General features: G+C 60.8%; 4 protein-coding genes. 2 read left to right on the top strand and 2 right to left on the bottom strand.

Features of this window, described 5'->3' with window-relative positions:
• Positions 1–142 precede the first annotated feature (142 nt).
• The gene (locus tag DM816_RS03965) at positions 143–1,267 is read left to right on the top strand and encodes a hypothetical protein (RefSeq protein WP_162907086.1); all 1,125 of its coding nucleotides are present in this window, start codon (positions 143–145) and stop codon (positions 1,265–1,267) included.
• A 656-nt stretch (positions 1,268–1,923) separates the two neighbouring features.
• On the opposite strand, the gene DM816_RS03960 is transcribed toward DM816_RS03965, so the two are convergent.
• A complete protein-coding gene (locus tag DM816_RS03960) occupies positions 1,924–9,528 on the bottom strand; it encodes a PA14 domain-containing protein (protein WP_162907085.1) in 7,605 nt (2,534 codons plus the stop codon).
• A gap of 127 nt (positions 9,529–9,655) precedes the next feature.
• Here DM816_RS03960 and DM816_RS03955 point away from each other — a divergent pair, with 127 nt between their 5' ends.
• Positions 9,656–11,314 (top strand): hypothetical protein, encoded by a 1,659-nt coding sequence (locus DM816_RS03955; protein ID WP_162907084.1) that lies wholly within the window; start codon positions 9,656–9,658, stop codon positions 11,312–11,314.
• Positions 11,315–11,702: 388 nt separating this feature from the next.
• Here the strand turns inward: DM816_RS03955 and DM816_RS42145 are convergent, their stop codons facing one another.
• Positions 11,703–13,382 (bottom strand): hypothetical protein, encoded by a 1,680-nt coding sequence (locus tag DM816_RS42145; RefSeq protein ID WP_162907083.1) that lies wholly within the window; start codon positions 13,380–13,382, stop codon positions 11,703–11,705.
• Between the last annotated feature and the right edge of the window lie 9 nt (positions 13,383–13,391).

Genomic DNA, 13,391 nt, shown 5'->3' with positions numbered 1-13,391 from the left:
TGGCGGCAGCCCGATCGGCAGCGGCAAGTAGCCCTTCTCTCCCGCTAGATCCTCCGCCGGAAAAGCCAGGCCCCGAACCATTCCCCCAGTTCGGGGCCTGGTCGCGCGAGCGACCCTTTCGGACTTGCGTAGGCTGCTATACTTGATCTTGTATATGAGTTCGCCTTTCTACCGGCTCTACAAGACCAAGCTCACGCTCCTCGCGGTCATCTGCATCGCAATCGGCGTCGGCCTGTTGGTGTTGGCCAGCTGGTCGGAGCCGTTGCCGGACTGGAGTTGGTTGCGGCGCCTGCCGGCCGCGGAGTTTGGCTCGGGGTTGCTCTTTACTGGTATGGTGGCGATCTACGTTCAGTTCGTGGCCTGGAAGGACGCCCAGGAGCACAGTCGCCAGGAGCAGGAGCGGCTCATCCAAAATGGAGCGCCGGCGTTCGTCGACGCCGTTGTTGATGCGCTCGCCTTCAGGCCAGAGTCGCTGACGAACGTGGCTTCGTCGGAAACGCTGGACCGGATCATCCGCAACTGCCTTGGACTTCGGCTTGGCGACCAGCAGCTTGCCGATGACGTCTACGCCGACCTTCGCCAGCAGGTGGTGCGAGCCCGCAGTCGGAACTACGACGCGCATGTGTCCGTCTCCCTGGCGCCGTGGAACGAAGGCCCGCCCTCACTCGATGGCGAGATGTTCATGGCAACGATCCGTTGGCAATATAACGTTGACGCGCCGAGTTCGGTGATGCGCTTCTCCTGCGTGTCCGACGAGGACGAGTATCGCAAGCTGCTGCGCGATCCCACATCCACGACGACTTGGCTCTTTAAGCCCGCCGCTGGCCTCAACGGCGGCTCGCAGGATGCCTTCGAGCTGGTGCAGTTCTCCGTCGATGGTGTCGAGCAGAAGATTCGACAGACGGCGCGCACCGGCATGCAGGTCTATACGGTCCACATCGACCAGAAGGACCAACAGGGCGTGCGCCCCCAGGTTTCCTATACCTTCCGAGCCCTGGTGCGTCGCCGCGGGAACGTATTGCATCTGGATGTCGCCCGACCGACCAAAGGGCTCAACGTCGAGTTCTTCTATGGCGGCTGTGGGATCGAGAGCGTCAAGGTACTCGATTACATCGCGAGCGCGGAGCATCCGCGTGTCAGCAGTCTGCCAGCATCGGCGCCAACGCCCTCGATCTCGCTCAGCTTTGATGGTTGGGTGTGGCCGAAAGGTGGCGTGGGGTTCGTTTGGGTGTCAGCGACCGGATCCAAGCTCGCGATTCGTCCCTAGACGATGGACCATCCCCTATCCAGATGTAGCTACGTCACACCACACCCCAGAATTCATCAACCAAAAGCTACGCAACCCTCGCGATTGGCCTTGATGTATATAGAACGAGTTGCACATATGGTTCGACAGCCTCGTCATAGTACGTCGACAGAAAGAGATCATAGACAATAATGTTCCGATGACCTTTCAGCTCCTCTGCCACCAGCCGTAGAAGACGGCTAACATTTCCCTGCTGATGACCTTTCGTAAGCCGCAATAGAGTTCGGAAAACCTCGGAGCTTTGAGCATCGAGCCTAACGCTTACTTCAGCCGAACCAGTCGACACTCTTTTCTTATCGCTCGCTGCAACAAATTCGATGGTAACCTGTCGTCTGTTATCGTCCGCCATTAGTGGTGGATCAAGGTAGCCGAGCTGCAAGTCGATTGATCCGAGGTGGTCGACTTTATTAGCCAATTCCGACAGGACAGCAGCAACAGCATTCGGGGTCTTTTTGTGCACAGAATGGTGCAGTAGCATCGTGTCCCGAGTTGGTCGATCTACTCCTACGCCTCTAAAGCTCATCTTCCTTAACATATGTTTCTAACTATATATCTAAGGTTACTGCATGGCAAGCTCGAAGGCCGAATCAAGTCGGCCTTCGAGCTTGAACCTTCAGCTACGCCGGAGGGCCCGGTATTCCGTACATGAGGCCGTCAATTATCGACTTAGGCATGATTATAATAGGGCCAAAGACCCTGTTCAATCCACCCTTTATTCCACCGGCACCTTTCTTGACTGCGTCTTTTGTCTGCCTCGATCGCTTTTCGAGATCGAATTTCTTCGTAGTGCTATTGACCAGCCGCCTGATACCCGGCACCAGACGTTTTTCGGCTTTGGTCAGCGAATTCCCATTCGTTACCTTCTTCCAAATCCCTTTCTGCAACTCAGAAAGTGATGGTGCCTTCTTCGATTGCTTTCCGCGTTGCGAGCGCAGACCATCCAGATCAAACTCGTTCACCGGATCAGCCGGATAGACGTAGGCGTTCTCGGTGCCGCCTTCGACGGGGTCGACCTGAGCGAACCTGCCAAGCGTTGGTAGATACACCCTCGCGCCCATTTGGATCGGGTTGAGGCTGAAGAGCGTCTCACTTAGCTTCTGGTGCTGCCCAACGTAGGCATAGGAGCCGATAGCTGTATTGCTTGGGAAGGTACTGCTACCAGCAAGTACAGATCCGAATGGATCATATGTAAAACTGTTTGCCGGCCCGTTGCCAGTAGAAGTGTTGTTTCCCAAGCCATTTGCTGTCAGCAGCACATCGCCGTGGATGTTCGGCAACGAGTACGTTGCTTTGTTTGCCTGTGTCGTCTCTTGCGGCTTGAGGGTCACCAGCACTCCACCCGGCAGGGCAATGTTCTTCTCGACGATCTGCCAGCCGGCTGTGCGCACGATATCGGGCGTATCGCCGCTGCCGGTGAAGGTGTAGAACCAATCACCGGCTGAGCGCCAATCCCAGTCAACGATTTCGTTCTTGTAGCGCCCGATAATCCGGCCTTGAACATCGCGGTCGTAGTAGAGACCGACGCCATTGCCGTTGTCGTCGTATTGCTCGAAGCCCCAGTTGCGGTCTGACGCGTCATAACCGGGCCACAGAGGTGTGGTTCCGGTGCCGAGTCGCTTCAGGTTGCCGTGAGCGTCGTAGGTTGCCCCATTGTAGACAGCGTCGCTACTGCTGATGAGCCGGTCGGCGTAGTCGTAGCAGAAATAGGTCGCAACGCCGCCGACGTTCTGACTGGTACGGTTGCTGTTCTTGCCGGCGTTGGTGTTCATGTTGGAGCCGGTGCCGCAGCCGGTGTCCTGTGGTCCGAAGCCGTAGGTGTACAGGACCGGTCCAATGTGGGCCGACACCAAGCGGTCGGCAGCGTCGTAGGTGAAAGTGCGCCACTCCTCAGCTGCACCGGATCTCGCGACGTATCGCATCACCTGGTTCGATTGGGCATACACGGCTGTGTCAGCAATCTCCGGACTGCCGACATCGAGCCGGTAGGTCAACGCGTCCAGCCGCCCCAGCGTATCGCGGCCGACCGTCTGCCGAAGCTGTCCCGCGGCAGGGTAGTCCATCTGCTTTAGCCGACCGAAGGCGTCGTAGGTAACGGAAGCGAGCGTTGTGCCATCGAGCTTTTGCTCGATCAGGCGGTGGTGGTTGTCGTAGACGAAAGTTTCATTGCCGAGCGGGCCGCTGCGAGCGGTCAGCCGACCGAGGTTGTCGTAGGTACTGGTTGTCGTATCGCCGTGCGCGTCGGTGTAGCTGACCACTCGGCCGAGCAGGTCGACCGCTGTCGTAATGTCGCCGATGTTGTCGCCGGTCGCGGTGACAAGCGGGCTGCCGCCCACTGCCCAGTTATTGGTGATGGTGCGCCCCGGCTCGTTGCCGATCTGCGGGATGATGGTCTGGGTCACCCGCCCGCGCCCATCGTAGGTGGTGCAGGTCCAGCTGTCGGTGTTGTAACGGGTGGCAACCGCTCGGCCAGCGTCGTCGTAAACCGTTTCGGTTGCCCGGCCCGTCTGCGGTCCCGTGCCGTCGGGGTCAGGCTCGGTCTTGAGCTTCATGAAGCCGGCTTGCTTGAATGCCTCGGATGATGGCGTACAAGGGTTGTCACGCGTCTCAGCGGCACCGTAATGCGCGTAGGTGGTGGTACCGCCGCCAGGCAGCGTCTTGCTGGTCTGCCGTAGGAAGCCACCTTCGGCGCCTTGTGGCTCGTACGTCATGGTTGTGGTGAGGTTGAGCCCGCCGGGGTCGACCGTGGTGCTGTGGACGAGGCCCAGTTCGGGGTTCGGGCCGTAGTTGGTGGTCGTGATGGAATCGCCGATTTGGGAGTCGAAGACTTTAGTAGAAGTGGCGAGGCTGTAGCCGGCGCTAAGGAATGTCCAGTCGCGAGTGCCGAGGCCTTGGCCGGATTGGTCGGCGATGCCCGGGCCGGCGAGCCAGATGTCCTCTACAAATGCGGTGTTGCGGTTGGCGAAGTCGAATCGGAAGCGGTAGGGTCTGTTGGCCTCGGCGACGAAGGTGGCCGTGGTGCTCTTTTGCGTCTCACCAACGTAGGTCCAGTCGTCAATGATGAGCTTGTCGTCAACCCAGACTCTGGCGGCATCATCGTGCCATATCTTGAAGGTGTATGTGCCGCCGGCGGGGAAACGTAGCTTGCCTGTGGCCGAGTAGCCCCAGTTGTCGTTGCCACTATCAACCGTTATGGGGACAGGGGTTGTCCTGTAATCGGCGCGGATGGTCAGCGGGGTGGCGGTCATCAGCCCGGTGGTATGCAGCTTGGGAGCACCAAAGAAGTAGGGCTGGCCAGAGCTGCTGAGCCTGGTGTTGTACCAGGCGACGGCTGGACCGACGATGCCTTCGTCGTACTTGGTTTCGCTGTGCGGCACTTCGTTGACATGATTGGCGAGCGGTTTGCCACCGGCTGCGAACCACGCCGCGGGCGCTGGTCCGTATACGTGTGCCTGGCGGGCATCGTCGTCGTAGAGCGTCGCCGTTCTGAGCCCTGCAGGGTCGATGGTGCTTTGCACGAGGTCCTTGATCGGGTGCCATTCGGTCTTGGTAGCAAGCCCGGCGATGTCCTTGTCCTCTATGGTGCGCAGGATCGGGTCGTAAGTGATCTGCCGTGTGTAGCCGTTCGGCTCGGCTGATCCGACGATGTGCTGTCGCGTGACACCCGCTACCGGAACCCGCCGCGTCTCGTACAGCTGACCGTCGCATCCCTTGTAGATCACGATGGTGGTACTGCCGAGCTGGCTGATGGCTGGTGACCCAACGATGCACCCTTGCAGCGTCTGCCAGCCGCCGTCCCAGGCCCATGCCGGCCCATCGAAGTGCAGGTAGCGAAGCGCGCCATTCGCTCCGCGCGCCACGACATGGATGTGCTTGTCGGGCGTGGAAACTGATTGCGGGGCTGACGACATGTTTTGCTCGTTGGTGAGCACGGCAAAGTCAATCCAGCCCGGCCCCCAGTATCTGGAGAAGAAAGAACTGGGATTGCCGCACCCCTGAACGTACATGTTCAGGCGGTCGAAACCCCATGTCGAGACGGTTGGGGCTTGGGAAATACAGCCACCCAGACTGCCGAATCCAGTCCATCCAGTCGACGGTGTCCAGGCGCGGTGCAGCAGTTCGTTGCTCGGGCCTCGAGCTACCACGTCGTACCGATCCTTGGCCCACGACGTCGCCGAGGGCGAGGACGTGATGCTCGTGCTGCCCAGGCCGATATAGCCGCTCCAACCTCCATTGGCATAAACCTTGGTATGCAGTTGGTTGTCGCAGCCGCGAACGAACAGATCGATGCGACCAGCCTCCCAACTGGCGGCACCAGGGTCGTCCAGTATGCAGGCGGTACCCAGCAGCTGCCAATCACTCCAACCTTTATGATCCTTAACCCGATAATTCAAGTCACTGCCGCCATGCCTAGCGAACAGCGCGAGACGGTTGTCGCCGAAATTGACGAGGTTGGGACTGCCCGAAGGTGTTACTCCCGGGATCAGCTCTGGTTCCGTCCACATCGCGCCATTGCCGGGCAGGTACTCGACCACGTGCTGAATCCGGTTGGCACCAGCCGTAGCCGCCGGTTGGGTGACCTTGCTGGCACGGCCTAGCACGTCATACTCGATCTGCGTGAGGACGCTGGCGTCATTGGCGCGCACGCCCGCCGCAACAGCATCATTGGCTGCCACGTCCCGCACGGAGCTGATGCGGTGTGAACCATTGGGCAGCTGTTCGTACTGGAAGTCGGTGAGTTCGCTCCCCGGCTCGGCAACGCGGGCCAGTTGTCCGTTGGCATAGTGGAAGTGCGTGACACGGCTATCGTTGGTCTGGACGGCGCAGAGCATGCCGGCTGGCGCTTGCGCGTCAAATCCGTTGGGCGCGCTGCCGCACTCGTTGGCGCCGCTGTAGAACACCTTGGCCCAGCGCTGGTTGGTCACGCCGTCGGTGATCTGCGTGATCTTCGGCGGGCTGCCCGCATAGGTGTATTGCAGCGCCGCGGGCCGACGGTCATCGACCGGACTGGTGACCGAGGCCAGCAGGCCGTCGGCGTGGAAGACGTAGGTGCGGCCGTCGACGTCCTGCAAGGTGAAAGTGCCGTCGTTGTTGCGCGCCAGATGTCCGTCCTCGTTGACCGGTGGCTTGTAGCCGCTGCCGGTCCAGGCGTATTCGTGCGTTGAGCCGGTGGAATCGGTGAGCACGACGCTGTTCTGGCGTACTGACAGCCGGTCGTAGGACACATCGCCGTCCGGATCGATCCCCAAGCTCCAGCCATCCGGGAGCACCCGGGCGCTCGGGCTTAGCCAGCTGGTGGGCACGATCTGCTGCGGTACCGCGCCTTGGACCTTGAATTGGAAGCTTGCCGGACCGCCGGCATCGTAGTACTCGATGATGATCGGGGTCGGCGTGTTGGCGGTAAGCTGGTATCCAGCACCGTAGCTCTCCGTGGCACCGCGGTTGACCCATTCGTTGTAGACCACCGTGTTGTTCTGACCAAGCATGATCTTGGCGCCATCGTCGCTTTTGACGCCGAAGATGTAGGTTCCAGCGAATGGCACGGTGACGTAGCCGGTCCAGCGCACCAAGAAGCGCTCCGGCCCGTTGGGCATTGGTGCCGCCGTGCTCCAGTCGAAGCTGAGGAACGGATCGGTGCGCTTCATGACGAGCGGGTTGGCGGCCGAGAACGTGTGCGTGTTGTCGTAGTTGTCGAAGTAGCTGCCGATGAGGCCATGGTGTTGCGTTATCGGGCGAACGCCGGTCTGTAGCCACTCCTTCGGCACGATCTGGCCCGTGCCGCCGTTGCGTTTGGCGTACAGGTGCACGCGGGCGTGGCCACCGAACTCGCTATGCGCGACGCTGATCGGCACCACTTGGCCGGCGGTCAGGTTGATGGAGCCGCCGCCGTAGCAGGGATCGGGCCAGCAGCCATTGCTGCTGTACATCGTCTGTCCGTTGACGACCACGTTGTAGCTGTCGTCGTGGATCCCGCCAAAGCTGTAGGCGGCCGTCTCCGGTGCGACGAAATAGCCGGTCCACTGCTCGGAGAAGTTGTCGGCCTGGCCGCTGGGCAGCGGCGAACCGGCCTCCCAGTGGAAGTCGAGGTTCTGGTCTAGCCGGGTCATCACCGGTGTGCCCGAGCGGTCGATGTTGTTGTAATACTGGCCGATCAGCCCTTGGCGGGACTTCAGTGGCGAGTTGTAGTCAAGACTGACGCCTAAGGAGCCGCCGAGCGCGGCCGAGCTGTGGCTGCTGAGGCTGGTGGTCAGGTTCCCCGTGGCCAGATCAACGCTCACCGGGCCGAGCGTGTCGTAACTCTGGGTGGCGTCCTTGCCGGTACGTGTGTCGATTTTGAACGCTACCGAGCCACTCCAGCCGCTCCAGCCGCCGCCGGTGTTGTCGAAGCTGCGGGCCCGGACATAGTAGGTCGAGCCGTCTTGCAGTAAGCCGTCCGGGATCGTCCATTGGGTGGTGTTGATCAGCCCCGAGCTGATGACGGTGCCGACGCCATTCGGCCCTGAACTGACAAGCAGCTCGTACTCCAGCGGGTCGCCGTTGTTCGGGTTGCCGATGCCGTTGAGCTTCAGGGAAACCTGTGGGTCGATGAACGTCTGGTAGGGCGCCGGGACGGCGATGCCCGGCGCCGGCGGCGGGTCGTAATAGGTGAAGTCGACGAAGGTGTTGTCCGGGTCGAAGTTCTTGTAGGAGACCCATGCTCCTTCCTCACCGGTGATCATCAACCAACCGCCGAAGTCGCCGCCGTTGATGAGCGTCCGGTAGATGTTGGTAACGTCGATGTCGCCGACTGAGCCCATGTGGGTCTCACCGCCCGGCAAGCCCCAGTTCACGCAGTTGTAGCTGTTCAGGCAATTGGCATGCCATGTATCAACCCAGCGGCCGTCGGTGGTACCCGGCCACCAGCTCACCCCGCTGCGCATCGTCAGGTGAAGATTGGCGTGGACCAACCGTTTGTTCGGGTCCTGGAACCAGCTGTAGGGCGAATGGAACGCACTGCGCCAGGATCGCCAAACATAGTTGCTGTCCTGGAGCGATCCGGCCTGCGTGTTGCACACATTGGACGGACAGATGTAGCCATCGCTCTTGAAGGACACATAGTTGCCTCCGGCACGGTTGCCGAAATGGCTGCGGTACACGCCTGGATCGATCACCGCGGGAAAGGCTTCGTCCGGTAAGCCTTGCAGATACTGCGCATCAACCGAGATGGCCAGCTGTCCATCCCGGTACTCCTGCCGGTACACCGACGTATCGCTCACATACCCAAAGTTGTTAAGTATCAGGTTGATCGGCGTGATGCCAAACTCGTTGTTCAGCGCACCGTGGATGGTGAACGCCGGGCCGTCCTGCTCTGGACCCGCTTGCAGCTGCGCGCCGAGCACGTTGAACCCCGCACCGGGCGTGGCGTGGCGGTGCTTGAGAATGATGTTTTCCTTCACCTCCGCCGCATACACCAGGTACTCGACGTCAACGCCGGGCCATAGATCGGGATAAAGCACACGCTGCTTGCCGTCCGGATTCACCGAGACCACCGGTGAGACCGTCCGCCCGCCGACCGGCTGGAACCCCACCTGGCTGCCGCCCATCCGGATGCGAATCATCCCGCCGGCAAAATCGCTGGGTGCGAACCGTGCCTGCCACTCGTTGGCTGACACGGTCAGGAACGCGCGGCTGGGCTCGCCATCCAGCCTTTCCAGGTCCGCCAGCCGCGGTGAGGGGATATCGCGCGGATTGCGATCGGTCACCAGGCTGGTGTTGACCGCCTGCCACTGCCCGCCGACGTTGAAGAATTTTGGCGCGAAATACTCCTTACGCGTCAAGCTCCCATCGACGTTTCGATGCACCGTGCTCGTCGCGTCCCGCTGGGCGACGATCTCGCCCGCGGTCGCCTGAATCTTCGCGCTATTGGTTCCCAGCGGCTGCTGGGCTGGCTGGCCGGCCTTGGCCATCGTTCCGACCCGGCGTGCGTCGGCCGCCACAGGGGACGAAGACCGCTGAGTGGCGAGTCCACCGGGATAGTTTTGCTTCATGGGCGCGCGACTGGCCCGGTTCACATGCTCCTTGGCCGAGCCCGGCTTCGCGGGCTCGGGCTGGTGCGCCGAGGCCGGCGCCACCGCCATCGTGGACAACATCGCCACGATGGCCAACGTGGCGACACGCCGCTGAGCCGCTGTCGCCTGAACTTGCTTTCCCCGTCTGCTGTTGCGAATAACCAACACCTTCTCCACCCCACAGAGACCGGACGGCATGGATGCGCCGACACCTTGGTCGGGAACCTAGGGCAGGGCGCTGGCCTGGCGGTGATCGATTGCATCGGCCGTCGGTCCTTGCAACACCGCGTACAAGGCAAACGTCATGGTGAGACGCCGGATCATCGGGCTGAGCTGCCAAAAGCAGACAGTGAATGATACTCATTCATGTCTTGATATCGATCTCCGTGGACAGGCATCGTGGGCCGTGCCTGAGGCTCCCACGACGCGCTACATAGGTTGGTTATTGCGCGCCAACCGGCTCCATGGTCCAAACACATCACTGCGCTCAGGTCGCACATTCGCTCACGCCTTCCGCCACGACGGCCAGCGCGAACTGGCCCCATCGCACATCACGCGGTGGGAAAGCGGCAAGCTGGTTGCCACGCACGCCACCATCCGCCGGTACGAGCAGCTGCTCGATCTGCCGGCGGAATCGCTGGTGGCCATCAACGACGCGCTGGTGCGCGCCTATGGCTCGTCCACCCACGGTTACTTGGCTCCCCGCGGCGAGGCGGAGCATGGTTACCGGCGGCTCCATGAGCTGTTAGACCAGGCTCAGGTCAAAGGGGCGATGCGCGGAGCGGAGTGGAGCGAGCTCAGCGAACTCATTGCCTTGCAACCCAATCTCGTGCTGCATCCGCCGAGCCTATGGCGGAATGTCATCGACAACCTGCTGTCGGAACTGGTGGTAGCGGTATACGAGGGTTGGCTCCAGCGGCAGGAGGCGATGAGCCGGCTGCTGGAGCATCCGGTGGCCGCCAGCCACGCCGTCGCCGCTTGCATCGCGCTCGCCAGTGACACGGCCTCGCCTGCCTTCATCGAGCCGATGTCTCTGCTCGAGGTGACCGGAAGGCGGGACGCCACGGACTTCATCTTTCGCCAGATCGAGCATCCTGACCACAGCAGAGCTCTGCACGGCGCACTGTTGGCGGCCATGCATAAGGTGAACCATCGACATTTCCTACCAGCACAGGCCGTCCGCCTGGCCGATATCGTCCGCGGGTTCGTGACCGATCCGACGCTGCACGACGCTCTACTGCCGCTTGCCGCCGAGGTCGGCCACCGGCTACTGCAACAACTCCCTAACACACCTCTACTGCGTCGAGCGCTTCAGCGGCTCTCGCTTGGCAGCCCCCATCACACGCGCCACCAACCCAGCCAAGCTCCAGCCGAGCGCGTGATCAGCGCGAGGCTGGCCACGACATCGGCACACGATCTCGGTCAGGAACTGCCGGACGACACCCTGGCCCTGATGATCGAGGGCGCAGTGTTTGACCCCCATCCGGATCGCCGCATGATCGCCAGTATGCTCATGGCAGCCACGCCCTACCGTTTACCCGTAGCCAGGGCCGTCCTGAAGCAGCTAACCAGAGACCTCACGGCGCGGGCCGGCACCTTTCCGCTCAGCACCCTGCGTACGCTCACCAACCTCAATGTCGATCTGCATCGGCCTCTGATACAAGCAATCCTGTCCAAGCCAGGGTATGACGCCTCTATCCGCCACACCGCGGCTTGGGCAACTCCGCATTGTCCCGGTCAGGATTCCGAGCTGGTGTGGCGGGCCAGCCTGGCCACCCAGTTCGCGATCTGGAAGCGCGACCGGTCCGATCTCAACAGCGGGACGCTGCAAGGGATCGCTTATGGAATTGGCACTGACGGCCACATGCAGTTGTTATCCGAGATATGCCGTAACCCGCAGATGCCTGGACCGGCACGCGTCACGGCGTCCTGGTTAAGTCATGACGACTGGGCTCCGGCGTGAGTGACTTTGCAACAATCCCCGAAAAATTCGGAGGGCTCAGCTCCACGGAGTCGTAGACGGCGGCGTAAGGCCGGCCTCCGGTGTCTGACGGCTGAGTGTCTTAAATCGCAGCCTACGCCGAAGCTTGCTCGACGACGACTGAAGCGATAGCCAACACCACAGTGAGCTTTTTGGAGCCGTGCATACGTAAGATGGAAGCGAGCAAGCACGGCATTTGAGGAATGCAGTGGCGCCCAGTGCTCGTAGCAATTATCACTTGAACCTACATCGGCTATCAAAGCCTGAGATGTTGTATCCTGCTCGTCCCGCCACACCTTAGCTGGCTGAAGCGCAGGTAAGGCTGAACGCATTGAGGTAGCCTGCGCGCTGTCCGCATAGCAGGTACATCTCATCGCCTGCGGTATCGCCGGAACTCCCTATCATCGTGGAGTTGGTTGATAAGCTCCTCGATGTTGATCCGGCCCGCGGCACCCATGTCAAGCGCATGCCATAGGACATCCTCCGCGAAGTACCGGACTTTCGTCGGACTTGATGACCGCATCGCATTATGTAGGGCATCTACGGCAGCCAGCTGTCGCTTCGTTTCGAGCTCCCTGGTCACGAGCAAGTGCTGTACGCTCGCGCTGTTCGGATGTTCAGCGGCCATCACTTCGGCTTGCTTCTGGGCCTCAATCGTCCGCTCAAGGCGCTCTCTGATCTGACGTGCCAGCACCTTGATGGCTTCGACATGGGCAGCGGCAAGCACTTGCGGGTCAGTGTGTTCAATCGCGCCACGCATCCAGGCGTCGATTTCGCTAATGGAAATGAGACTGGGTGCCACGCTTTGCCCTACGGCGTTGTATCGGACACCGGCCGCCTGTTCGATCCCAGGAACGACTTCGCCATCCTCGTCGATAACTCGACCCCTAACGCCTTTCCCCTTGTAATAGCCTGCCAGAATCCTCGAATACCTGTCAGCCGATAGTCCAATTTGCTCCGCCATCGCGTGAGGGTCATGCCCGGAAATATCGGGCCGCTGGCGGTTACTCGTCAGAATGGATACCACATCATGAACGGAGATTTCCCGGTTGTGTATTGCTTCGGCTGCTTCTTCCATGATCAGCCGGTACATATTGCGGGCGCCTTCGTAGGTGTCCAGTCCGAGGTCGCTGTAGGCCGTTGGGGAAGTCCATCGGGCATGTCTGGCAGCGCCACGCATCTTTGCTGTGCCGATTCTCGCGTCAAACTTTATTTTCAGCTCAGCCAAGGCGAGGCGCGTCCTGCGATTCCAGAATTTCGGTGTACCCTCGCCTCTCCCGGCGATCGCACCATAGTACGCCCGCGCGAAGGTACCTTGGTGCATATTGTGACGCATGGCTAAGGACAACGCGAGATCATCGGCAAAAGCGTGGTTGGACGGTTGCGCCTGAGACTGGTCTATGTAGATTGTTCGGGGTTGCAGCACTTCAATCGGCGATTCGGGCTTATAGCTTTGTGACGGCGGTGCCGGCTTGGTGACAGGCTCACCGCGTTTCGGCTCGTGATCCGCTTGAGGCTGCGGCGCACGTTCTGGTTGTGACTCTTCTGAATCGGCGTCGACAATCGCTTGGTGTCTCTCAAGAGATGGCGTGACAAGAGCTTCTAAAGCTCGCGCAAGCTCCTGGCGAACTTTGACCGGCGGGCCTCTAAACTCGCCATGCCCTGTCCATTTGGACTCTTCTTTGAGAATGCTGATCAGCATTTCGTACCGGTCGTCTCTATCGTCCTTGTGGCGCTGTTCGAGCTGCTTGGATACGGGGAGCAGGTCATAGAGCCGAAGGGCCGCGTGAGCGATTGTTACAGGACATCTGTCCCAAAGCGGTTCCGCTGAAAGCCGTTTGGTACTGGCGGCACGCCGTATCGTTTTCTTGATCGCATCAATCTTCTGCGCCTCGGCGCCCGCCCAGAGTTCGCCGCATACCTCGTCCACTATCTCAAAAAGTAGTGGTAGCTCCAGCGGCTTGTTTTTCCTCACCTGCTGGAATGTGCGATCAACGCCACGTTCGGCCAACTTCCTCAGCTCTTTCATCAGGGGCGTCACTGCGGGCACACCCTAGAG

It is taken from the genome of Allorhizocola rhizosphaerae (genome assembly GCF_003426775.1).
Classification (GTDB): domain Bacteria; phylum Actinomycetota; class Actinomycetes; order Mycobacteriales; family Micromonosporaceae; genus Allorhizocola; species Allorhizocola rhizosphaerae.
Note: the sequence above shows the minus strand (reverse complement) of the source record. Positions and strands in the feature narration are given on the sequence as shown.